Consider the following 20,556-nt stretch of genomic DNA (forward strand, 5'->3'; position numbering starts at 1 on the left):
ACAGGGTGTGTCGGTACAAGGGCCGCGGCCTTGCGGACGGGCGAAGGCGGTGCGTGGGATGACGGCAGCCGGGGCTCCCTCGGCGGAGGGCGACGAGCCCGGGAGCGGGCCGGTACGGCCGAGCGGACTGCTCGACGTGCTGCGCATGGCCTCGGTGGTCCTCGACGCCCAGGGGCGGATCGTGCTGTGGAGCCCGCAGGCCGACGAGCTCTTCGGCTTCAGCGCGCGGGAGGCCCTCGGACAGTACGCGGCGCGCCTGATGGTGCACGAACGCCACCTGGACCTGGTCATGGCGCTGTGGAAGGAGGTCCTGCAGACCGGCCACGGCTGGGCGGGCGCCTTCCCCGTACGGCACAAGGACGGAAGCACCCGCCTGGTGGAGTTCCGCACCATGCGGCTCGAGGACGACCGGGGCGAGGTGTACGCGCTGGGGCTGGCCGCCGACCAGTCGACCGTGCGGCAGCTGGAGCGGGACGTGGCGCTGTCGGCGCGGATCGTCTCGCAGTCCCCGATCGGGCTGGCCGTCCTGGACACCCGGCTGCGGTACGTCTCGGTCAACGCGGCCCTGGAACGGATCGACGGCGTCCCCGCCGCGGAGCACGTCGGCCGCACGGTCCGCGAGGTGCTGCCGCACTGGGACACCGACGCGCTGGAGACCAGGGCGCGCCGGGTCCTCGAGACCGGGGAGCCACTCATCGACGTGTCCGCCGTCGGCCGGACGCCCGCGCACCCGGACGAGGACCGCGTCTGGTCGTTCTCGCTGTACCGGCTGGAGGACGTCGCCGGGAACGTGCTCGGCGTGGCCGTGTCGGTCGTCGACATCACCGAGCAGTACCGGGCGGGCATCGAGGCGGAGGCCGCGCGGCGGCGGCTGGCGCTCATCGCCGACGCCTCCGCCCGGATCGGCACCACCCTGGATCTGGACCGCACCGCCCGGGAGCTCGCGGACGTGGCCGTGCCGGAACTCGCCGACGTCGTGGCCGTCGACCTGCTCGACGCGGTGGTCGGCGGCCGCCCCAGCACCCTCCGGCCCGCCGAGCCCGCGCTGATCCGCGCCCTGGCCGTGCGGGCGGACCACGCCCCGGAGGCCCTTGAGGCGGCCGACCCGCCCGGCGGGATCGCCCGGTACGCGCCGGACCGTCTGGTCACGCAGTGCATGCGCACCGGATGCCCGGTCCTCGTGGAGCACGTCAAGGACGAGGACCTGCCCCGCATCGCCCGTTCGGCCGGGGGCGCCGAGCTGCTGGCCCGCGCCGGGGTGCACTCCTACCTGGCGGTGCCGCTGATCGCGCGCGGCGAGGTGCTGGGCGCCCTGGACCTCAAGCGCACGCGCAACCCGCTGCCCTTCAGCGAGGACGACGTGCTGCTGGCCCGGGAGCTGGCCGCCCGCGCGGCCGTGCAGATCGACAACGCCCGCTGGTACCAGAACGCCCGCGACACCGCCCTCACCCTCCAGCGCAGCCTGCTGCCGAGCCACCCGTCGGTGACGGGGGGACTGGAGGTCGCCTCCCGCTACCAGCCCGCCGGCGCCACCAGCGAGGTGGGCGGTGACTGGTTCGACGTGATCCCGCTGGCGGACGACAAGACGGCGCTCGTCGTGGGCGACGTCATGGGCAGCGGCATCACCGCCGCCGCCACGATGGGCCGGCTGCGCACGGCCACCAACACGCTCGCCTCGCTGGACCTCGACCCGGCCCGCCTGCTGGAGCACCTCGACCGCATCACCGACGGCCAAACCGAGGCGATCGCCACCTGTCTGTACGTGGTCCACGACCCGCGCCGGCGGCAGTGCCGGATCGCGAACGCGGGGCACCTGCCGCCGGTACGGGTGCGCGCCGGCCGCCCCCCGGAGCTGCTCGACCTGCCCACCGGGGCGCCGCTGGGCGTGGGAGGCGTCCCCTTCTCCACCACCGTGGTGGACCTGGAACCCGGCGAGCACCTCGTGCTCTACACCGACGGACTCGTCGAGACGCGCCGGCACCACCTGGACGAGCGGCTGCGGAAGCTGCTGAGCCTGCTCACGCCCAGCCCCGCGACGCGCCCGCTGGAGGAGCTCTGCGACTTCCTGCTGCGCACCCTGCACGAGCCGGACAACCACGACGACGTGGCCCTGCTGATCGCCCGCGCGCAGCCGGTCTAGGGGGTTCCGTTCCGACCGTCCCGGGTCGAGTCCGGTCCGGGCGGGCCCCCGGCGTACCGGGGACCCGTCGCGGGCGGTGCGGTGGGCCGGGTACCGGGCGCCGCACGCGACGGCCGGGTCGTCCACGCGTCCTAGGACCGGGTGCCGATGATCACGTGCGCGTACAGCTCCTCCGAGACGGCCAGGCGCGGGGTCAGGCCGGCCCGGGTGAACGCCTCCACGGCCGCCGGTACCTGGTGCTCGCCGGTCTCGACGAGGAGGCAGCCGCCGGGGGCCAGCCAGGCGGGGGCGCCGGCGGTGACCCGGCGCAGGACGTCGAGGCCGTCGGCGCCGCCGTCGAGCGCGACCGGTGGTTCGTGGTCGCGGGCCTCGGGCGGGAGGAGGGCGACCTCGCCCGTGGGGACGTAGGGGACGTTGGCCGCGAGGACGTCGACGCGTCCGCGCAGTCCGGTGGGAAGGGCCTCGAACAGGTCGCCCGCGTGGACCCGGCCCCCGAGGGGCACGATGTTGCGCCGGGCGCAGCGCACCGCGGCCGGATGGATGTCGGCGGCGTGCAGTTCGACCGGGCCGAGCCGGGCGGCCAGCGCGGCGCCCACCGCGCCCGAGCCGCAGCACAGGTCCACGACGAGAGAGGCGTCCGGGGCGTGGGTGACGGCCTGCCCGACCAGGAACTCGGTACGCCGCCGGGGCACGAAGACCCCGGGTTCCACGGTGATGCGCAGACCGTCGAACGCGGCCCAGCCGAGGACCTGTTCCAGCGGCAGTCCCCGCGCGCGCCGCTGCACCAGGGCGGTGAGTTCGTCCGGTGTGCGGGCGGCCGCGAGGATCAGCCCGGCCTCCTCCTCGGCGAACACGCAGCCCGCCGCGCGCAGCGCGGTGACGACGGCGGCCCGTGCGGCGGGCGGGAAGGACGTGGCGGAGACGGCGGAAGGAGAGGAAGGATGCTCAGGCATGGACGCCGGGACCTTTCGGGGGCGAAGGGCGCTCCCCGCGGTCACCTACCGGCGGTGATCCGCGCCGTGGCGAGGTGAGGGCACCCGGGCTGACACAGCGGTGATGGGTCCCACCTCCTCGGCTTCCTGCGGCCGGACCGTACCGACCGCAGGTCACCTTACCCCAACGCTCAGACACCGACGGCCTCTTCGGCTTCCTCCTCGGCTTCCTCGGCTTCCGCAGGACGGGTCCCGTCCGCCGTCCCGCGCGGAGGCGGAACGGGTGCCGGCGGCCGCGTGGCGACCACGGGCTCCGGCGCCCCGGCGCTCGGCACGTAGGCGCCCGTGATGTTCAGGGACTTCAGCAGGCCGACGGCCTCGGACCGGGTGGCGCCGTGCGCACGTCGAGCTGGTCACCGGCCGCGTCCTTGACCTTCTGCGCGAACACCGCGGCCCGCGGGCCGTGTCCGACGACGGCGACGGGCAGGTGGTGCGGTTCCGGGGTCACGAACGCGCCCATGTACGCGAGCCCCATGCCCAGGTACATCAGCAGCGGGGTGATCAGGCGGGTGAGCACATGGCGCAGCGCAGGCCACCTCATCGCTCACGTCCTCCTGTGGTCGGCAATGACAACCCGACTTCAGTTGTACTATGCAACCGGGACGGTCGGGGAGGTTTTCATGACAGCAGCCGCCGGGCCGGACAAGGCGGAGGAACATCCCGTCACCGGTGACGGGACCGCCGGAGAGACGGCCGTGGAGACCATTCAGCGGGAGATGACGGTCTTCGCCCGTCGGGCCAGGGCCTCGGCGGGCCGTATGCACCCCGAGCTGTCCCTGGTCTCGTACACGCTGCTCGGGCATCTGGAGGAGCGCGGCGGCTGCCGCGCCACCGACCTGGCCGCGCACTACGCGCTGGACAAGTCCACGGTCAGCCGCCAGGTGGCCGCCCTGGAGCGCGCCGCCCTCATCGAGCGGCGCCAGGACCCGGAGGACCACCGCGTCTCGGTGCTCCATCTCACGGACACCGGGCGGCGCATCCTCGGCCAGGTCACCGAGAGCCGCCGGGCGGCGTTCCGGGAACGGCTCGCGGGCTGGCCCGAGGAGGACCTGGAGCGGTTCGCGGCCTACCTCACGCGCTACAACGCCTGGCCCGTGCAGCCGCCGCGCGAGGCCTGACCGGCGTCCGCCGCCGGCCGGCCGCGGGGGCACGCCATGGGTCGCACGAGCGCCGGCCGCGGGGCCCGTCCCGGGCCCGCGCGAGCGCGCGTCGGCGTGCCGGCGGGGCCCGGGTCGGCCCGCACGAGCGCGTACGGTTGAATGCGTACGCAAGCATGCCCCCGAAACGGCGGGCCGTCGCGCACGGCGGCCCGGAGGCACCACCCGTATGAACGTCACCCGAGGCTTCACCGGACGCCCGCGCGTCCACAACCCCGGGCTGCCGCCCGGGCAGTACGACGCGGGCGACGACTGGCCCGTGCTGTCCGCGGAGGTCACCCCCGACATCGCGCCCGCGGACTGGACCTTCCGCATCGACGGCCTGGTGGCCGAGCCGCGCACCTGGGACTGGGAACAGGCCCACGCGCTGCCGGCGTCGGCCTACGAGGGCGACATCCACTGCGTGACGAGCTGGTCGAAGTTCGGGGTGCGGTTCGAGGGCGTGTCGCTGGACGCGTTCCTGGACGCGGTCCGGCCGGACCCCTCCGCCTCGCACGCCGTCGCGTACTCCCAGACCGGGTACACCGCCAACCTCCCGCTGGCGGACCTGACCGGCGGGCGCGCCTGGCTCGCCTTCGGGTACGACGGCCGGCCGCTGCCCGCCGAGCACGGCGGACCGGCCCGGCTGCTGGTGCCGCACCTGTACTTCTGGAAGAGCGCCAAGTGGATCGCGGGCCTGCGGATCCTCGACCACGACGAGCCGGGCTTCTGGGAGCGCAACGGCTACCACGCCCGCGGCAACCCCTGGCAGGAGCAGCGGTACTCCGGTGACTGAGACCTTCACACCCCCCGCGCGGTTCGCGGTGCCCGGGCGCATCGCCGTGACCGCGCAGGCCGCCACCACCTGGCAGACCGCCACGCTCACCGCCGTCCGGCGGGAGACCCCGCGCGTCGCCACCTTCCGCTTCGCGGTGCCCGCCTGGGCGGGTCACCTGCCCGGCCAGCACCTGATGCTGCGGCTGACCGCGCCGGACGGCTACGTGGCGCAGCGGCACTACTCGATCGCCTCGGCCCCCGACGACTCGGGGCACATCGAGCTGACCCTCGACCACGTCGCGGACGGCGAGGTCTCCGGCTGGTTCCACACCGTGGCCCGGCCCGGCGACCAGGTGGAGCTGCGGGGGCCGCTGAGCGGCTTCTTCGCCTGGCCCGGCGACCGGCCCGCGCTGCTGGTCGGCGCGGGCTCGGGAATCGTCCCGCTGATGTCGATGGTGCGGCACCACCGCGCGCGGCGGCTGTCCGTGCCGCTGCGGATGGTGGTGTCCGCACGCGGCCCGCGGGATCTCGTCTACGCCGGGGAGCTGGGCGCGGAGACCACACCCGTGTTCACCCGCGAGGCGCCGCCGGGCACGCCCGTGGGACGTCTGTCGGCGGCGCATCTGGCGCCGCTGATGGCGCAGCGGCCCACGGGCGGCTGGGAGGCGTACGTCTGCGGCTCCAACGCGTTCGCCGAACACGCCTCGCGGCTGCTGGTCGGGGCGGGCCAGCCCGTGGACCGCATCCGGATCGAACGCTTCGGCTGACGCGCGCCCGGGGCCGGACGCGGGCCCGCCGGCCGCCACCGGCGCGCACCGCGCCGGGCGACGGACCCCGGGCCGCCTCGGCGCGCGAGGAGGCGGGTTCCGCGGGGTCGCCGCGTCGGTCGTCCGGCGCCGCCCCACAGCACGGGCGGCCGGCGGACGACGGTCGTCGCGCGCCGGCCGCCGGCGGGACCTGGCCAGACCTCCGGCCACCGCCTACGGTGTGCTCACCCCCGCGACGTCCCCTTCCGAAGGCGGTTGCCGATGGCCCTGTTCGATCTCGCGCTCGAGGAGCTCCGCACCTACCGCAGCGTGTCCGCCGAGCCCGAGGACTTCGACGCCTTCTGGTCCAAGACCCTGGAGGAGGCCCGCGCGTACGACCTGGACGCCCGTTTCGACCTCGTGGACACCGGCCTCACCACGGTCGAGGTGTACGACGTGACCTTCGCCGGCTTCGGCGGCCACCCGGTCAAGGGCTGGCTGACGCTGCCCGCCCGGGTCGACGCCCCGCTGCCGCTGGTCGTGGAGTTCGTCGGCTACGGCGGAGGGCGCGGGCTGCCCCACGAGCACCTGCTGTGGGCGTCGACGGGCCGCGCCCACTTCGTGATGGACACGCGGGGGCAGGGCAGTGCCTGGGGCGGCGGGGGCGGCACCGCCGACCCGGTGGGCGGCGCGCCGGCGTACCCGGGTTTCCTGACCCGCGGCGTCGACGCGCCGGAGAACTACTACTACCGCCGGGTGTTCACGGACGCGGTGCGGGCGGTGGAGGCGGCGCGCTCGCACCCGCTGACGGACCCGGCCCGGACGGCGGCGGTCGGCGCCAGCCAGGGCGGCGGCATCGCCCTCGCGGTGGGCGGCCTGGTGCCGGACCTCGCCGCGGTGGCACCGGACGTGCCGTTCCTGTGCGACTTCCCGCGCGCGGCGACGCTGACGGACCGTCACCCCTACCGGGAGATCGGCCTCTACCTGAAGACACACCGCGGCCGTACCGAGGACGTCCTGCGCACGCTGTCCTACTTCGACGGCGTGCACTTCGCGGCGCGCGGCCGGACGCCGGCCCTCTTCTCGGCGGCCCTGGAGGACCAGACCTGCCCGCCCTCCACGGTGTTCGCGGCCTTCAACGCCTGGGGCCACGAGGACAGGACGATCGAGGTGTACGACTTCAACGACCACGAGGGCGGCGGCCCGTACCAGGACGCGGCCAAGCTCCGCTGGATACGGTCGTACGTCTGAGCCCGCTCGGGGGCGCCGGGCATGGAGGGCGGGCGCGCACTGGGCCCGGCCCGTCGTCCCGGTTCGGCGCGTCCGGCTCTTCCCTCCAGTCCGACCAGTCGGTACGTTCGGGACGCCCGGGCGCGGTTCGGCGGCCCGGGGTACCCGGCGGACGACGGAGGGCCCATGTCAGGGCGGGAGCCACGCATTCACGGTCACTGCGACGCGCGCTTCGCGGCGGTGCGCACGGCGTTCGAGGAGAACTTCCGGGAGCGGGGCGAACTCGGCGCCGCCGTGGCCGTCACCGTGCACGGCGAGACGGTGGTGGACCTGTGGGGAGGGTGGGCCGACACCGCGGGCACCCGGCCGTGGCAGCGGGACACGGTGGTCAACGTGTGGTCGACGACCAAGGGCCCGGTCGCCCTGTGCGCGCACATCCTCGCGGACCGCGGGCTGCTCGACTTCGACGCCCCGGTGTCCGCGTACTGGCCGGAGTTCGCTGCGGCCGGCAAGGAGAAGGTGCTCGTCCGGCACCTGCTGTCGCACCGGGCCGGCCTGGCGGGCCTGCGCGAGCCGCACTCGTTCGCCGACCTGTGCGACTGGGAGCTCACCACCACGCGGCTGGCGGCCACCGAGCCCTGGTGGGAGCCCGGGACGCGGTCCGGATACCACGCGCTGACGTACGGCTTCCTGGTGGGCGAGGTGGTGCGCCGGATCACCGGACTGCTGCCGGGCGCCTTCCTGGAGCGCGAGGTGACGGGTCCGCTCGGCATCGACTTCACCGTCGGGCTGCCGGAGAAGGAGGCCGGGCGGGCGGCCGAGCTGGTGCACGCCCCGAATCCGGCGACCGCCGACCGGGCGGAGAGTTTCGGCCGGATGCCGCCCGTGGCCGTCGCGGCCGTGACGAATCCCGTGATCGGCGCGGCCGGGGCGAACACCCCCGAGTGGCGGGCCGCCGAGATCCCCGCGGCCAACGGCCACGGCACGGCGCGCGCCGTCGCGGCGCTGTACGGCGTGTTCGCCGGGCGCGGCACCCTCGGCGGCCGCCGCGTGCTGTCCCCGGAGGCGGCGGAGCGGGTCCGCGAGGGGCAGGGCAGGTGCCGGGACCTGGTGCTGGGCGCCGGGTTCGAGCACGAGACGGAGGTCGCCCTGGGGCTGTGGCTGAGCGGCCCGAACGGCTCGTACGGACCCAACCCGCGGGCTTTCGGGCACGACGGCTTCGGCGGATCCTGCGGCCTCTCCGACCCGGAGGCGGAGGTGTCGCTGGGCTATGTGATGAACCGGATGGGGCCGCACATCGCGGACGACCCCCGGAAGATGGCGCTGATCGAGGCCCTGTACAGCGCGCTGTGACGAGTGGCGGGCGCGGGCCGGGCCCGGCCGGATCGCCGGGCCGGGCCGCATCGCCACGCCCGGCCGGATCACCGGGACCGGCCGCATCGCCACGCCCGGCCGGATCGCCAGGCCGAGCCGGATCACCGGGACCGGCCGGATCGCCGTGACCGGCCGGATCGCCGTGACCGGCCGGATCGCCGGGACCGCCCTCCGGGGCCGGGCACGCCGTGTCCGTTCGGGGCGGGGCATGCCGTGGCCCACCGGGACCGGGCCTCGGCGGCGGCCCCGTCGGCCACGGCCGGCGGACGTGCGCGGGCCGTGCCTGGGGGTGCCAGGTCTCCGGTCCTGGTCCTGGCCCCCGCCCGCTGCCTGGTCCTGGCCCCGCCCGCTGTCGGCTTCCAACGCACGCGGCAGGGGCCCCAAAACCTGACGGACCGTCAGGCCGCACCGGCGGAAGGCGACCGGATCGGCGAAGACCGGGTCGGTAGCACTACGCCGGCTTGCGCGCGGCGATCATCCGGGCCCGCGGGGTGCCGTCGTCGCGCCGTCCGAACTCGGGCAGCGCGTACAGGTCCACCCGGAAGCCCGCACGCTCGAGTTCCCGCAGGACGCCGCCGAAGCGGTTGGCGCGGTAGTACATGACGAACGGCGGCCGCCACAGCGCGTTGCGCACCCGCATCACCGTGTCGAAGCCGAGCAGCGTCCAGGACACCGCGGAACGGGGCCGGAACGGCGCGGGAGCGGGCAGCGCGAACACGCCGCCGGGGCGCAGCGCGGCGTGGACCCCGGCGAACAGGCCCGGCAGCTCGCGGGGCAGGAAGTGCCCGAGCGCGCCGAAGCTCACCACCAGGTCGAAGGCGGCGGTGAACGGCAGGGCGCGGGCGTCCCCGCGCACCCAGGCGAGCCGCGGGCCGGCGGCCCGGACCTGCTCCCGTGCCACGGCGAGCATGCCGGCGCTGAAGTCGAGACCGGTGACGCTCTCCCGGCACACCCGCGCCAGCATCCCGGTCCCGGCGCCGGTGCCGCAGCACAGGTCGAGCCCGTCGTCGAAGGGCCCGATCCGGTCCAGTGCCGACGCGAGCGCGTTCAGCAGCGCGTCCGACGTACGGAACGGGGTGTGATCGAACTTCGGTGCGAGCAGGTCGTAGCCGCGCTCGACGGAGGACAGCGCCTGGACGGCGAGCTCGCGCAGGCTCGGGCCTTCGGGACTGAACACCGGCTCAGCTTAGACCTCACGCCGTCCCGTCGCGGGTCGCGCCGTCCGGCCGCCGGGGTGTGCGGGAGGCCCTGGGGCGCGCGGCCTTCGCACCTTTCCCAACGCCCCGCCGGCGGCCGCACGGCCCGACCGCCGGACACCGCGCCGTCCGACCGCCGGACGCGGGCGCGAGGCCATCGGGACCGCGCGGCCGTCGCGGCGCCGGGCGCCTCGCGCGGCTGCCTCACCCGTACCGACGGCCACCGCGTACGGCGGGCGCGCCACCCCCCGGCGCCTGGCGCGACGTCATCTCCGCCGGCCTGGCACCGCGTCATCTCCGCCGGCCTGGCACGGCGTCATCCCGGTTCCCCCACGGGCCTTGACGTCGGTGGCCGCGCCCTGCCCGCGATCCGTGTCCGTCCGTGTCCCCCGAGCGGGCGTCCGCCTAGCACGTACGAGTGCTCCCGCCCCCCGTTCGGCCCCGGCCGTGTCAGCCCGGTCCCCCACTTCTCCCTACGTTTTCGGTATGACGATTGGATTTACATTCCGGACGGCCGTGTCGATCTGCGCCGTGTGCACGGCGGGTGTCCTGGCGCTCGCGCCGCCGGGCGCGGCAGCGGGCCGGTCCGATGCGGTGGGCCCCGTCCCGGGCCGGCCGGGAGCGGGATCCACGGCACCGGCGCGCCTGCGGGGCGCGGTGCCGCAGCCGTCGCTGCTCCAGCGCTCCGGAACCCAGGTCCGGCCGCACGCCGACGCGCCCGACCTCCCCGACCTGTCCGCGCTGTCCTGGCTGGTGGCCGACGCCGACACCGGGGAGGTGCTCGCCGCGCACGACGCCCACCTGCCGCTGCCCCCCGCCAGCACGCTGAAGACCCTGTTCGCCCTCACCGTGCTGCCGGCCCTGCCCGGCACCCTGCAGCACACGGTCACGGCCAAGGACCTGGAGGGCATCGGCGCCGGCAGCAGCCTGGTCGGGGTCGCCCCGGGACTGACGTACAGCGTGTCCGATCTGTGGCGCGGGGTCTTCCTGCACTCCGGCAACGACGCGGTGCACGTACTGGCGAGGCTCAACGGCGGCTGGAACCACACGGCCCGGCAGATGGAGGTGAAGGCCCGCTCCCTGGGCGCCCTCGACACCCACGTCGTCTCGCCCGACGGCTACGACGCCGAGGGGCAGGTGTCCTCCGCGTACGATCTGGCGGTGTTCGGGCGGGCCGGGCTGCACAACGCGGACTTCGCCCGCTACTGCTCCACGGCGTGGTCCCTGTTCCCCGGTTACGCCGGGTCGTTCGGCATCCGGAACACCAACCGGCTGCTGACCGGAGCGGACGGGGTCGAGCCGTATCCGGGCCTGATCGGGATCAAGAACGGCTACACCAGCCACGCGGGGAACACACTCGTCTCCGCGGCCCGGCAGCACGGGCGCACCCTGGTGGCCACGGTGATGAACCCTCAGGAGGGTGACGGGCTGAAGGTGTACGAGGAGACCCGCGCGTTGCTCGACTGGGGGTTCGCCGCCGCCGAGCACGTCGATCCGGTCGGGTCGCTGAACGCCGTGCGGCCCGCGACGGCCCCCCGCCCGCGCTCGGGACCGGACCACCGCCCGGCCCCGGCGGCCGCATCACCGGCGGCGGTCGCCGAGGAGTCCCCCTGGCCGGAGACGGGCGCGATCGCGGGCGCCGCCGGGCTGGGCGCGGGAGCGGTGTGCCTGGCGCTGCGGCGCAGGGCCGGCAGGGCGGCGCGCCGCTGACCGGGCCGAGGGCGGTGGCGGCGGAGCACCACGGGGTGCGCGTGGCCCGGGCGCCGGCCGCGCACCCGCGGGAAGTGCCTCTCAGGCCTCGACGACACCCGTGGCCAGCAGGCCGAAGAGCAGGACGCCGACGACGATCCGGTAGACGACGAAGGCGTGGAAGGAGTGCTTGGCGACGAACTTCAGCAGCCAGGCGATGGAGGCGTAGGCCACCGCGAAGGAGACGACCGTGCCGACGGCCAGCGGCACCGCGCCCGCGCCCGTGCCCAGGGCGTCCTTCAGTTCGTACAGGCCGGCGCCGGTCAGGGCGGGGATGCCGAGGAAGAAGGACAGGCGGGTGGCGGCGACGCGGTCGAGGTCGAGGACGAGCGCGGTGGACATGGTGGCGCCGGAGCGGGAGAAGCCGGGGAAGAGCAGGGCGAGGATCTGGGAGCTGCCGACCAGCATCGCGTCCTTGAAGGAGGTGTCGTCCTCACCCCGCTTGTGCCGTCCCATCCGGTCCGCCGCCCACATCACGCCACTGCCGACGATGAGCGACCCGGCGACCACCCACAGGGAGGCGAGCGGGCCCTCGATGAGGGGCTTGGCGGCGAGACCGACGACGACGATCGGAATCGTCGCGTAGATCACCCACCACGCGAACTTGTAGTCGTGGTGGTAGCGCTCCTCCCGGTTGCGCAGCCCCCGGAACCAGGCCGAGACGATGCGCACGATGTCCTTGAAGAAGTACACGAGCACGGCGGCGATGGCGCCGACCTGGATGACGGCGGAGAACCCGACGACGGCGTCGTCGTCGACGGGGATCCCCATGAGCCCCTCGGTGATCTTCAGGTGGCCGGTGGAGGAGACGGGGAGGAATTCTGTCACCCCCTCGACGGCTCCGAGGATGACGGCCTGACCGACGGAGATGGCGCTCATGGGTTCCAGTTCTGCTCGGGTGGGGGTCGACGGTGCCGAAGGCAGTCTTACTACGCCGGGGTGAGTGTCTCGCACCACGCCCGCGCCGCCGCGGCCGGCGAGGCGCCCGGCGAACACGGCGGCCGACGCCCCTCGCCGTCCCCCGGGCCGCTGCCCACACCGACGTTCGTGGCACCGCGGAACCCGGCCCCGGTCCCGGCCGGTCACCGGGCCCGCCGGAGCGGCCCAGGGTTCACAACGACTTCTCACCCTTCCCCGCCCGCTTCGTCCTGACTCGTCCGTGTGGTGTGCGCCGGGCGACCTCACGGTCGTCGCGGGCCACGCACCCCTCGCCCGCCGGTTCCTCCGCACCGGGCGGTGAGACGCGTATGCGCTCCTCGGCGCCGTCCGGGCGGCCGGGGCCGTCCTCAGGCCGGTGCCCCGCACACCGCCACGCCCCGCTCCCACAGGCTGCCGAGCACCAGCACGCCGTCCGCCACGCAGACGCTGGTGACCATGCGGAAGCGGGGGTGCCGGCGGATGAGGTGGTGGACGATCCGCCCCTCGTCGTCGACGGCGAGGACGCCGGTCGCGCCGACGGGCCGGTAGGACGCGTGGACGGCGAGCCGGCCCGCGGCGCGCCGCAGGGCGGGGCGGCCCCGGTGCAGCAGCTCCAGCGGGGGCACCCGGGGGCCGGCCAGCGCCACCCAGATCGGCCCGCCGCCGTCCGCGCGCCAGAGGTTGTCGGGCATGCCGGGCAGGTCCTCGGCGAAGGGCTCGCTGCCGCCGGCGCGCGGGCCGGTGAGCCAGTACCGGGTGAGCCGGCGGGCACCGGTCTCCGCGAGGACGAGGAACGCCTCCCCCGCGCCGGCCGCCAGCCCGTTCGCGAACTGCAGCCCCTCCAGCAGCACCTCGGGAGCACCGCCGCCGGGCGGCAGCCGCAGCAGCCGTCCGGTGCCGGTGTGCTCGACGATGTCGGCGAGCCAGTGTTCCAGGGGGTGGGAGCGCGAGGACACGGTGACGTACACACTGCCGTCGGACAGTGCGACGGCGTTGCTGCAGAACCGCAGTCCCTCCCCCGCAACCGCGGTGGCGAGCACCTGGACGGCGCCGCGTTCCGGACCGACGCGCAGCAGCCCCCGCACGGCGTCGCACACCAGCAGGCCGCCGTCGGGGAGCGGTTCGAGGCCGAGCGGCCTGCCGCCGGTGTCGGCCAGCACCTCGATCCGGGGCCCGGCCGGGTCCGTCAGGCCGTCGAGGCGCAGGACGCGGCCGTCCGCCACGCCGGTGAGCACCCGGCCGCGGCCGTCCACGACGACGTCCTCGGGGCCGCGGCCGCCGATGGGGACGTACCGGAGCGGGACGAGGGGCGTGGGACGGTCCATGGCGCCTGCCCTTCGGGTCGTACGGCCTCGCCGCCTGGGGGTTGTACCCGCCGTCTCCGTCCACCGAGCGGGTCACCGGGTGCGCGGAGGGGCGGCAGGGGTCTCACGGGTGCCGGGTGTGCGCCGCGTGGGAGGCGCCCGCTCGGCAGAGCGCCCGCGCAGAGGGCGCGCGGACCGGGGCCACCGTGCGCCGCCGGGCTCGTGCCCGGCCGGAACGGGAGACGCACGCACCTCGCCGCCGGACACGGCCCCCGGACCCACGCGGCCGGACTTCCGCCGGGCAGCACACGCCCGCAGGATCCGGCGGCCGAGACGGCACTCACCAGCCCTTCTCGAACAGCCGGGCGACTTCCGCGATGCGTACTTCGTCGCGGCTGTAGTGCGTACGCCGACGGATCCGCCGGGTGCGGAGCAGGCCGAGGTCGACGAGGAGGCCGAGGTGCCGTTCGGCGACCCGCCGGGACACACCGAGCTTCGCGGCCACGGCACGGGCCGTGACACCGTCCTCGGCAGGATCGCCGTTCCGCTGCCGGGGAAAGTGCGTGGCCGGGTCCTTCAGCCACTCCAGGACGGCCAGCCGCAGCGGGCCCTGGGGGGTCTCCGGCATCCGTGCCTCCTCCGCGTCGAAGCCGCATCGCCCTCGTTCCCCCACACTGTCGCGCAGCCGCTCGCGAGGCGGTGCCCATTGCAGCCGATTCGGCCGTCCCGCACGCGGTACCCGGCTTTTACAGACGAGATCACCCCTCACGAGGTGAAGACCATGGCAACCTCACCCAGGTCGTCCCAGCCGTCCATGGAGACGCATCCCGACATCGTCGACATGCGTCACCGCCACGAGATGGCCGAGCGCGCGACGAGCACACCACAGGGACAGGCCACCGGGACGCTGGCCTTCCTCACCGGCATCTACCTGGCCGCCTCACCCTGGATCACCGGTTTCAACAACCTGTCCACCCTGGCCGTGACCAACCTGCTGACCGGTATCGCCTACGCGCTCCTGATGAGCGGCGGATTCGGCCGCGCCTACGAGCGGACGCACAGCATGGCGTGGGGAGCATGCGTCCTGGGCGTCTGGACGATCATCGCCCCCTGGGTCGTGTCCGGCAACGTCGCCACCACCAAGACGATCGTCAACAACGTCGTCACCGGCGTGATCGCCCTGGCGCTGGCCCTGGCCGCCAGCGCCGCCGCCCGAGCGGCGGAGTCCTCCGAGGGCGGGCGCGGCCGGTCGGCCGCGTTCATGCCGGGCCGCTGATCCCGACGCGTGTCCACGGCCCGGCCGCCGGACGGCGGCCGGGCTTCTTCCGGGACCTGCGGGCACCGCTCCGTACGCCGACCGGTCGTGCCGCGTGGGTGGGTTGCCCGGGGACCGGCCGGCGCGTGGGCCCGGGCCCGGGGGCCCCGCCACGACCACGCCGAGGGCACGACGGACGCCCGGTGTCGCACACACGCACGGCCGCCCGACCTGCATGCACGCGCATTAACATGCGAGGTATGGGAGCGAACACGGCCGGGGCCCGGCTCGAGGAACGGTGGCGGGACATCCTGTCGGTGCACGCGCGCACGATGTGCGAGATCGACCGGGCACTGCATCCGCACGGTCTGGGCGCGAGCGACTTCGAAGTGCTCGACCTGCTGGCCTCGGCGGCGCCGGAGGAGGGCGACCACTGCCGGGTGCAGAACCTGGTCGGCCGGGTCCACCTCAGCCAGAGCGCGCTGTCCCGGCTGATCGGCCGGCTGGAGAAGGACGGCCTGGTGGAGCGCTCGGTGTGCGCGGAGGACCGGCGCGGCGTGTGGCTCACCCTGACGCGCAAGGGCCGCGATCTGCACAGGGAGGTCCAGCCGTTGCAGCGCGCGGCGCTGGCCCGCACGCTGAACGGGTGAGAGACGGGCGGACCGGGCCGCCGCCCCCGCCGGGGCGCGGGGAGCACCGCCGGGTGGCGCGGAGACGCGGTCGGCTCGCTCCGGCGCTCCCGTTCCCCTTCTGGGCGCGGGCCTACGGCCGCGCGAGCAGCGTGCGCACGCCTTCCGAGGTGAGCGTCAGCCCGTGCGGGGAGCTGGCGTCGATGGTGAGCGACAGGTCGTCGGACGGCCACTGGGAGGCCAGCGCGCCGAGCGGCACGAGACGGTAGCGGGAGATGAACGGCAGCAGCTCGCTCATCTCCACCTCGGAGGTGAAGACGGGCACCACGGGGACACCGCCCGGCTGCTCCAGGACCGGCAGCGCCACCGCCGCCGGGTTCGTGGCGTCCTCCTCGCTCACGTCGTCGGGCACGGGGACCAGCACGTCGCTGCTCGCGAGCGTGTCCAGCGCCGCCGCGTCCTCGGCGTGCTCGGCGAGCACGTCCAGCGCACGTTGCGCAGGCGTCGAAGTGTTGTTGTTCGCGGGTGTGTCCATGACGAATTCCCTGGTCGCGGCGGGTCGTGCGGCCCGCCCGTGAGGTGATCCTCCCGGGCGCGTTCCTGGCCGCGTACCCGATCGCACGCGAACCAACCGCCCGGCCACCGGTGAAGCGGGGCGGTCCGGCGGTCGATCCGGTCCGCCGTCCGGCGCGTCCGTCCCCTTCCGGCCCGTTTCCCGCGGTGCGGTCCGTCGCCTTGACCCGCGCGGGCGGCCTGCGGCCGCGGTGCGAGACGAGGCGGAGGAGAGGTGAGTGACGCGGCGATGACGGTTACTCGGCCATGGTCCGCAGGACCCACAGAAGGGGAAGCCATGAGCCACGGTACGAGCGCCCGGGACGTGGTGGACGCCATCAAGGACGTCGACTTCCCGGCCGGCAAGGACGAGTTGATCGAGGCGGCGAACCGGTCCGGCGCGTCGCCGGAGGTCATCAAGGCGCTGCGCGGCATCCCGCCCGAGCAGTACGCCAACCGCGAGGAGGTGGCCCGGTCGGTGCGCGTGGACCCCGCCTCCGATCTGGATCTGAGCGACGCACAGCGGGCCGAGCAGGCCCGCGAAGGCGGTCGGCCCGGCCAGTCGCAGCACCTGCGCGACGTGCCGAAGCCGCCCGTGCAGGAGGAGCTGGACCGCTGACGCCGTCCTCCGCCCGTCCCTCACCACGCGACACGACGCCGCGCGACGGACGCGGCACGCCGCGACGCGACGGACGGGACGCGACGACAGGAGTGCCTCATGGGACGTGAGAAGAACGAACTGGACGAGCAGCGGCGTCGCGTGGCGACCCCGGACGCCCGTGCCGCCGGTGAGGCGCTGGACATCCGCGACGTGACGACCGGGCCGCCGCAGGCGCGTACCCGCCGGCCCGGCGACGGCCCCCACGAAGAGGGAACCGGTGCCGCGCAGTGCGGCCGGCCGCGGTGGCACGCCGGCGACCCGGCCGAGCGGGAGCGCCGGGGCCCGGTGCCGCCGGGACCCGGACCGGTGTACACGCACCTGGAGCGGTGCGGCTACACCGAGCAGCACGAGCAGGTGCTGCTCGCGCTCACCGCCGCGCAGGAGCGCCGCCACGGCGACGGCGTGTACCTGAAGGAGGTCGCCTGGGCCTCGGGGCTGTCCCCGGAGGAGGCCCGGACCCTGCTTTACGACCTGACCCAGGTGCATCGTCTGGTCACCGAGCTGGCCGGCGCGGACCAGCCGGACATGGGACCCCGTTTCGAGGTGAAGCCCCGGCTGTGAGGGCCGGGCGAGCGTGAGAAGGAGAGGGTGACCGCGGCCGGCGCCGGATGGCGGCGGCCGCGACATCGTCGCGGCCCGGGCGCCCGGCGTCGTCGCGGCCCGGCCGTGAGCGCGGGCGCCCGGATCGGCACGGAGCCCGGCGCGGAACGGCGCGCACCGCGCCGGCGTCGCCGGATGCGGGCTCTCCGTGCGCGCGGCACGAAGAGCCCTTCAGGGCTCACTGCCGAACCCTACGGAGACTGGGTAACCAGTGCCGCAGGTTCCGATGCACGCGACGAGCCGGGCAGTCCGTACGGGCGACGGCAGGGCCGGTCCGTGCGGGGTGGTGACGTCCGCCCCTCCGAGCACGGGGCCGCCGCCCGTCCGTAGGGGCGACGGCGTCCGTCCGCGTGCCGCTCACCGCCGCGTCCGCGGCGGTGCACGGCGATCCGCGGCGGCCACAGCGGAAAGACGGTTCCTGCTTTTGTATACGCGAACCACGGGCCGTAGTCTTGCCCGCATGGAAGTGCCTGAGTCCCACACCGGATGGACGTTCCTCACCAATCACGCCCGGGTGCTGGCCGCCATCGCCGACAACCACAACGCGCGCATCCGCGACATCGCCGCGCACTGCCGGCTCACCGAGCGCGCCGTGCAGAAGATCATCTCCGACCTGGAGCGGGACGGCTACCTCTCGCACACCCGGGAAGGGCGCGGCAACACCTACCGGATCGACCCCGGCAAGGTCCTGCGCCACCCCGCCGAGGCCGGCTTGACCGTGGCCGCGCTGCTGTCTCTCCTCGCCCAGGACGAGGCGGACCGCGGCCGGCCCGCGGACGCTCCCGGCGAGTCGGCCGGGCACGCCCCCGCGTGAGCCGTTCCGGCCGCCGGGACCGCCCGGCGGCCGGAACGGCGCCCCGGACCGCGTCAGGCCCGATGGTGCGGCTGGATCCACCCCATGGACCGCTCCACCGCCCGCTTCCAGCACGTGTACTCCCCCGCACGCCGTTCGGGGTCCATGTCCGGCATCCACTGGGCGGCTCGGTGCCAGTTGCGGCGCAGGACCTCCAGATCCGGCCAGTAACCGACCGCCAGCCCGGCGGCGTAGGCGGCGCCGAGCGAGACCGTCTCGGCGACCAGGGGCCGTACCACGGGCACGTCGAGGACGTCGGCCAGGAACTGCATGAGCAGGTTGTCGGAGGTCATGCCGCCGTCGACCTTGAGCTCCTTCAGCGCGAGGCCGGAGTCCGCGTTCATGGCGTCGACGACTTCCCGGGTCTGCCACCCGCTGGCCTCCAGCACGGCCCGGGCCAGATGGCCCTTGGTGATGTACGAGGTGAGGCCGACGATCACCCCGCGCGCGTCGCTGCGCCAGTGCGGGGCGAACAGCCCGGAGAACGCGGGGACGATGTAGCAGCCGCCGTTGTCCTCGACGGTGCGGGCCAGCGTCTCGATCTCCGGGGCGCTGTTGATGAGCCCGAGCCGGTCGCGGAACCACTGCACGAGCGAGCCGGTGACGGCGATGGGCCCCTCCAGGCCGTAGACCGTGGGCCGGTCGCCGATCTTGTACGCCACGGTGGTGAGGAGTCCGTGCCGGGACCGGACGAGCTCGGTGCCGGTGTTCATCACCAGGAAGCTGCCGGTCCCGTAGGTGCACTTCGCCTCGCCGGGCGAGAAGCAGGTCTGCCCGAACAGCGCCGCCTGCTGGTCACCGAGGGCGGCGCCGATGCGCACGCCGGGAAGCAGCGCGCGGGCCTCCCCGTAGATCTCGGCCGAGGACCGGATCTCCGGCAGCATGGCGCGCGGCACCCCGAAGAACTCCATCAGCTCCGGGTCCCAGGTGAGCGTGCGGATGTTGGCGAGCATGGTGCGGCTGGCGTTCGTGGCGTCGGTGACGTGCAGGCCGCCGTCCGGTCCGCCGGTGAGGTTCCAGATGAGCCAGGTCTCCATGGTGCCGAACAGCACGTCGCCGTCGCGGGCACGCTGCTCCAGCCCGTCGACGTGGTCGAACAGCCAGCGGATGCGCGGGGCGGAGAAGTAGGTCGACGGGGGCAGGCAGCAGCGGTCGAGGAAGAAGTCGTTCCCGGGCCGTTCGCCCAGGTCGTCGACGAGCGGCCCGGTGCGGGTGTCCTGCCAGACGATCGCCCTGCCCAGCGGGGTGCCGGTGCTCCGCTCCCAGAGCACCGTCGTCTCCCGCTGGTTGGCGATGCCGATCGCGGTCACCTGCTCGGCGTCCACGCCGGCGTCGGCGAGGGCCTCGGGGACGATGCGCCGCAGGTTGCGCCAGATCTCGACGGCGTCGTGCTCGACCCAGCCGGGCCGGGGGAAGCACTGCTGGTGCTCCCGCTGGGCGACCGACACCAGCCGCCCGCTGTGGTCGAACAGGATGCATCGAGTGGAGGTGGTGCCCTGGTCGATGGACATCACATACCGGTCAACCATTCTCGGGCCTGCCTTCCGATGCGTCGTGCGGGGCTACCAGCGGACCGCGCCCAGGTCTCTGGAGATCGCCCGTGCGGCCTCCCGGAGCAGGGTGATCAGGGGCGGCAGCGGCCGGCCCTTGGTGTCGCAGATCCTCTCGACGGGGCCGGAGAGGCCGATGGCGCCCACCACGAGACCTCCCTGTCCCCGGATCGGCGCGGCGACGCCCGCCTCGCCCATGCTCATCTCCTGCACCTCGGCGCCCCAGCCGAGTTCCCGGATCTCCGCGAGCGCCCGGGCCAGATCCTCCGGCATGACCAGGGTGTGCCTGGTGTACGCCTCGGGACCGGATTCCAGCACGGGTTCCACAGGAGCGGAGCCGAAGGCCAGGAGCACCTTGCCGAGCGAGGACGCGTGCAGCGGCAGCAGCGCGCCGACGTCGAGGGTCTGCAGGGTGTCGTCCGGCCGGAAGACGTGGTGGACGACGAGGACCCGGCCCTCCAGGGGCGTGCCGAGCCGCACCGCCTCACCGCTGCGGGCGGCCAGGGCGTCGGCCCAGTTGATGGAGCGCGACCGGAGTTCGTTCACGTCGAGGTAGCTGGTGCCGAGGTGCAGCAGCGCCGCGCCGAGCTGGTACTTGCCGGTCGCCTCGTCCTGCTCCACGAAGTCCACGTGCTGCAGGGTGCGCAGAATGCCGTGCGCGGTGCCCTTGGCCAGGCCGAGCGAGGACGCCACCTCACCCAGTCCGAGGCGGCGGGGACCCCGGGCGAGCAGACGCAGGATCGCCGCCGCCCGTTCGATGGACTGGACCGGTCCGGCCATGAGGCGATCGTAGCCCGGTTTGTCTGGATCAGCCGCCGTTCGGTAATGCCGACCGCCGTTCATTGACCCGCCGGGTTTGTCTCCCTAGCGTGCATTGTCGCGACCGGTCTCCCG

Annotated in this window: 20 protein-coding genes and 1 pseudogene; 12 read left to right on the forward strand and 9 right to left on the reverse strand. The window is 74.7% G+C overall.

The genetic code is table 11. The features are described 5' to 3' along the window. Nucleotides 1–58 precede the first annotated feature (58 nt). Nucleotides 59–2,140 carry a SpoIIE family protein phosphatase gene (locus ABZ920_RS22000; protein ID WP_361507498.1) on the forward strand — a complete coding sequence of 694 codons (2,082 nt, stop codon included), beginning with the start codon at nt 59–61 and terminating at the stop codon, nt 2,138–2,140. A gap of 131 nt (nt 2,141–2,271) precedes the next feature. On the opposite strand, the gene ABZ920_RS22005 is transcribed toward ABZ920_RS22000, so the two are convergent. Together ABZ920_RS22005 and ABZ920_RS22010 are read right to left on the reverse strand one after the other, a co-directional pair. Further along, entirely contained in the window at nt 2,272–3,093 is an 822-nt protein-coding gene (locus tag ABZ920_RS22005; RefSeq protein ID WP_361507501.1) for a putative protein N(5)-glutamine methyltransferase, read from the reverse strand. Between the two features lie 275 nt (nt 3,094–3,368). Then, nucleotides 3,369–3,673: pseudogene (locus ABZ920_RS22010) on the reverse strand (hypothetical protein); the annotation flags it as partial. A 175-nt stretch (nt 3,674–3,848) separates the two neighbouring features. Between ABZ920_RS22010 and ABZ920_RS22015 the strand changes: the two are divergent. The 5 genes from ABZ920_RS22015 to ABZ920_RS22035 all read left to right on the forward strand — a co-directional run bounded on the left by ABZ920_RS22015 (nt 3,849) and on the right by ABZ920_RS22035 (nt 8,374). Further along, nucleotides 3,849–4,250 (forward strand): MarR family winged helix-turn-helix transcriptional regulator, encoded by a 402-nt coding sequence (locus tag ABZ920_RS22015; protein WP_361507664.1) that lies wholly within the window; start codon nt 3,849–3,851, stop codon nt 4,248–4,250. A gap of 208 nt (nt 4,251–4,458) precedes the next feature. Beyond that, nucleotides 4,459–5,064 (forward strand): sulfite oxidase-like oxidoreductase, encoded by a 606-nt coding sequence (locus ABZ920_RS22020; RefSeq protein WP_361507504.1) that lies wholly within the window; start codon nt 4,459–4,461, stop codon nt 5,062–5,064. Beyond that, entirely contained in the window at nt 5,057–5,812 is a 756-nt protein-coding gene (locus ABZ920_RS22025) for a ferredoxin reductase (protein WP_361507507.1), read from the forward strand. Before ABZ920_RS22020 ends, ABZ920_RS22025 begins: the two co-directional genes overlap by 8 nt. Before the next feature lie 261 nt (nt 5,813–6,073). Further along, the gene (locus tag ABZ920_RS22030; protein ID WP_361507510.1) at nt 6,074–7,042 is read left to right on the forward strand and encodes an acetylxylan esterase; all 969 of its coding nucleotides are present in this window, start codon (nt 6,074–6,076) and stop codon (nt 7,040–7,042) included. Nucleotides 7,043–7,207: 165 nt separating this feature from the next. Then, a complete protein-coding gene (locus ABZ920_RS22035) occupies nt 7,208–8,374 on the forward strand; it encodes a serine hydrolase domain-containing protein (RefSeq protein WP_361507513.1) in 1,167 nt (388 codons plus the stop codon). A 472-nt stretch (nt 8,375–8,846) separates the two neighbouring features. Here the strand turns inward: ABZ920_RS22035 and ABZ920_RS22040 are convergent, their stop codons facing one another. Continuing rightward, nucleotides 8,847–9,572, reverse strand: coding sequence for a class I SAM-dependent methyltransferase (locus ABZ920_RS22040; RefSeq protein WP_361507515.1), 726 nt, complete (start codon nt 9,570–9,572; stop codon nt 8,847–8,849). 505 nt (nt 9,573–10,077) lie between these two features. On the opposite strand from ABZ920_RS22040, the gene ABZ920_RS22045 reads away from it, so the two are divergent. Continuing rightward, nucleotides 10,078–11,301: a serine hydrolase gene (locus ABZ920_RS22045; RefSeq protein ID WP_361507518.1), complete on the forward strand. Its 1,224-nt coding sequence runs from the start codon at nt 10,078–10,080 to the stop codon at nt 11,299–11,301. A gap of 81 nt (nt 11,302–11,382) precedes the next feature. Here ABZ920_RS22045 and ABZ920_RS22050 read toward each other — a convergent pair whose 3' ends face one another. From ABZ920_RS22050 to ABZ920_RS22060, 3 genes are all read right to left on the reverse strand, one after another. Further along, nucleotides 11,383–12,219, reverse strand: a complete 837-nt coding sequence (locus ABZ920_RS22050) for an undecaprenyl-diphosphate phosphatase (RefSeq protein WP_361507520.1) — start codon at nt 12,217–12,219, stop codon at nt 11,383–11,385. A gap of 407 nt (nt 12,220–12,626) precedes the next feature. After that, the gene (locus ABZ920_RS22055) at nt 12,627–13,583 is read right to left on the reverse strand and encodes an SMP-30/gluconolactonase/LRE family protein (RefSeq protein ID WP_361507523.1); all 957 of its coding nucleotides are present in this window, start codon (nt 13,581–13,583) and stop codon (nt 12,627–12,629) included. 319 nt (nt 13,584–13,902) lie between these two features. Further along, nucleotides 13,903–14,190 (reverse strand): helix-turn-helix domain-containing protein, encoded by a 288-nt coding sequence (locus tag ABZ920_RS22060; protein WP_361507525.1) that lies wholly within the window; start codon nt 14,188–14,190, stop codon nt 13,903–13,905. Nucleotides 14,191–14,376: 186 nt separating this feature from the next. On the opposite strand from ABZ920_RS22060, the gene ABZ920_RS22065 reads away from it, so the two are divergent. Together ABZ920_RS22065 and ABZ920_RS22070 are read left to right on the forward strand one after the other, a co-directional pair. Then, nucleotides 14,377–14,838 (forward strand): SPW repeat protein, encoded by a 462-nt coding sequence (locus tag ABZ920_RS22065; RefSeq protein ID WP_361507667.1) that lies wholly within the window; start codon nt 14,377–14,379, stop codon nt 14,836–14,838. Between the two features lie 239 nt (nt 14,839–15,077). Then, nucleotides 15,078–15,467 carry a MarR family transcriptional regulator gene (locus ABZ920_RS22070; RefSeq protein WP_361507528.1) on the forward strand — a complete coding sequence of 130 codons (390 nt, stop codon included), beginning with the start codon at nt 15,078–15,080 and terminating at the stop codon, nt 15,465–15,467. A gap of 112 nt (nt 15,468–15,579) precedes the next feature. Here ABZ920_RS22070 and ABZ920_RS22075 read toward each other — a convergent pair whose 3' ends face one another. Continuing rightward, on the reverse strand, nt 15,580–15,981 hold the full coding sequence (locus ABZ920_RS22075; protein ID WP_361507531.1) for an SseB family protein: 402 nt from the start codon (nt 15,979–15,981) through the stop codon (nt 15,580–15,582). A 315-nt stretch (nt 15,982–16,296) separates the two neighbouring features. Between ABZ920_RS22075 and ABZ920_RS22080 the strand changes: the two genes are divergently transcribed. From ABZ920_RS22080 to ABZ920_RS22090, 3 genes are all read left to right on the forward strand, one after another. Further along, nucleotides 16,297–16,617 carry a DUF2795 domain-containing protein gene (locus tag ABZ920_RS22080; protein ID WP_361507534.1) on the forward strand — a complete coding sequence of 107 codons (321 nt, stop codon included), beginning with the start codon at nt 16,297–16,299 and terminating at the stop codon, nt 16,615–16,617. A 99-nt stretch (nt 16,618–16,716) separates the two neighbouring features. After that, nucleotides 16,717–17,220, forward strand: coding sequence for a hypothetical protein (locus ABZ920_RS22085; RefSeq protein ID WP_361507536.1), 504 nt, complete (start codon nt 16,717–16,719; stop codon nt 17,218–17,220). A 499-nt stretch (nt 17,221–17,719) separates the two neighbouring features. Beyond that, nucleotides 17,720–18,073, forward strand: coding sequence for a helix-turn-helix domain-containing protein (locus ABZ920_RS22090; protein ID WP_361507539.1), 354 nt, complete (start codon nt 17,720–17,722; stop codon nt 18,071–18,073). A 53-nt stretch (nt 18,074–18,126) separates the two neighbouring features. Here the strand turns inward: ABZ920_RS22090 and glpK are convergent, their stop codons facing one another. Further along, a complete protein-coding gene (gene glpK, locus ABZ920_RS22095) occupies nt 18,127–19,641 on the reverse strand; it encodes a glycerol kinase GlpK (protein WP_361507542.1) in 1,515 nt (504 codons plus the stop codon). A gap of 33 nt (nt 19,642–19,674) precedes the next feature. Next, a complete protein-coding gene (locus ABZ920_RS22100; RefSeq protein ID WP_361507545.1) occupies nt 19,675–20,442 on the reverse strand; it encodes an IclR family transcriptional regulator in 768 nt (255 codons plus the stop codon). Nucleotides 20,443–20,556: the final 114 nt, after the last annotated feature.

This window comes from Streptomyces sp. NPDC046831 (genome assembly GCF_040645305.1).
In the GTDB taxonomy this organism is placed as follows: domain Bacteria; phylum Actinomycetota; class Actinomycetes; order Streptomycetales; family Streptomycetaceae; genus Streptomyces.

Coding starts and splice junctions, on each gene's coding strand:
- ABZ920_RS22065 (WP_361507667.1), top strand. CDS start 14,377: ATGGAGACGCATCCCGACATCGTCGACATGCGTCACCGCCACGAGATG.
- ABZ920_RS22075 (WP_361507531.1), bottom strand. CDS start 15,981: ATGGACACACCCGCGAACAACAACACTTCGACGCCTGCGCAACGTGCG.
- ABZ920_RS22080 (WP_361507534.1), top strand. CDS start 16,297: ATGAGCCACGGTACGAGCGCCCGGGACGTGGTGGACGCCATCAAGGAC.
- ABZ920_RS22035 (WP_361507513.1), top strand. CDS start 7,208: ATGTCAGGGCGGGAGCCACGCATTCACGGTCACTGCGACGCGCGCTTC.
- ABZ920_RS22000 (WP_361507498.1), top strand. CDS start 59: ATGACGGCAGCCGGGGCTCCCTCGGCGGAGGGCGACGAGCCCGGGAGC.
- ABZ920_RS22060 (WP_361507525.1), bottom strand. CDS start 14,190: ATGCCGGAGACCCCCCAGGGCCCGCTGCGGCTGGCCGTCCTGGAGTGG.
- ABZ920_RS22100 (WP_361507545.1), bottom strand. CDS start 20,442: ATGGCCGGACCGGTCCAGTCCATCGAACGGGCGGCGGCGATCCTGCGT.
- ABZ920_RS22070 (WP_361507528.1), top strand. CDS start 15,078: ATGGGAGCGAACACGGCCGGGGCCCGGCTCGAGGAACGGTGGCGGGAC.
- ABZ920_RS22090 (WP_361507539.1), top strand. CDS start 17,720: ATGGAAGTGCCTGAGTCCCACACCGGATGGACGTTCCTCACCAATCAC.
- ABZ920_RS22085 (WP_361507536.1), top strand. CDS start 16,717: ATGGGACGTGAGAAGAACGAACTGGACGAGCAGCGGCGTCGCGTGGCG.
- ABZ920_RS22055 (WP_361507523.1), bottom strand. CDS start 13,583: ATGGACCGTCCCACGCCCCTCGTCCCGCTCCGGTACGTCCCCATCGGC.
- glpK (WP_361507542.1), bottom strand. CDS start 19,641: ATGGTTGACCGGTATGTGATGTCCATCGACCAGGGCACCACCTCCACT.
- ABZ920_RS22005 (WP_361507501.1), bottom strand. CDS start 3,093: ATGCCTGAGCATCCTTCCTCTCCTTCCGCCGTCTCCGCCACGTCCTTC.
- ABZ920_RS22045 (WP_361507518.1), top strand. CDS start 10,078: ATGACGATTGGATTTACATTCCGGACGGCCGTGTCGATCTGCGCCGTG.
- ABZ920_RS22015 (WP_361507664.1), top strand. CDS start 3,849: ATGACGGTCTTCGCCCGTCGGGCCAGGGCCTCGGCGGGCCGTATGCAC.
- ABZ920_RS22020 (WP_361507504.1), top strand. CDS start 4,459: ATGAACGTCACCCGAGGCTTCACCGGACGCCCGCGCGTCCACAACCCC.
- ABZ920_RS22030 (WP_361507510.1), top strand. CDS start 6,074: ATGGCCCTGTTCGATCTCGCGCTCGAGGAGCTCCGCACCTACCGCAGC.
- ABZ920_RS22050 (WP_361507520.1), bottom strand. CDS start 12,219: ATGAGCGCCATCTCCGTCGGTCAGGCCGTCATCCTCGGAGCCGTCGAG.